We start from the raw sequence: 214 nt of genomic DNA, 5'->3' as shown, positions 1-214 counted from the left end.
TCGTAGGCCGGATAAGGCGTTCACGCCGCATCCGGCAATGGTGACAAATGCCTGATGCGCTACGCTTATCAGGCCTACAGATTCTCGCGCCACTCGTAGGCCGGATAAGGCGTCCACGCCGCATCCGGCAGTGGTGGCAAATGCCTGATGCGCTACGCTTATCAGGCCTACAGATTCTTGCGCCATTCGTAGGCCGGATAAGGCGTTCACGCCG

At 59.3% G+C, this 214-nt stretch carries 1 protein-coding gene; it reads right to left on the bottom strand.

Annotated features, from left to right (window positions below; translation table 11 throughout):
* Window positions 1–186 (bottom strand): hypothetical protein (locus RTW80_RS31200; RefSeq protein WP_181201568.1); only part of this gene is annotated, 186 nt, incomplete at its 3' end.
* Between the last annotated feature and the right edge of the window lie 28 nt (window positions 187–214).

The organism is Escherichia sp. AM3, assembly GCF_032029835.1.
Classification (GTDB): Bacteria; Pseudomonadota; Gammaproteobacteria; order Enterobacterales; family Enterobacteriaceae; genus Escherichia; species Escherichia coli.
This window is presented reverse-complemented; position numbering and strand designations above follow the sequence as displayed.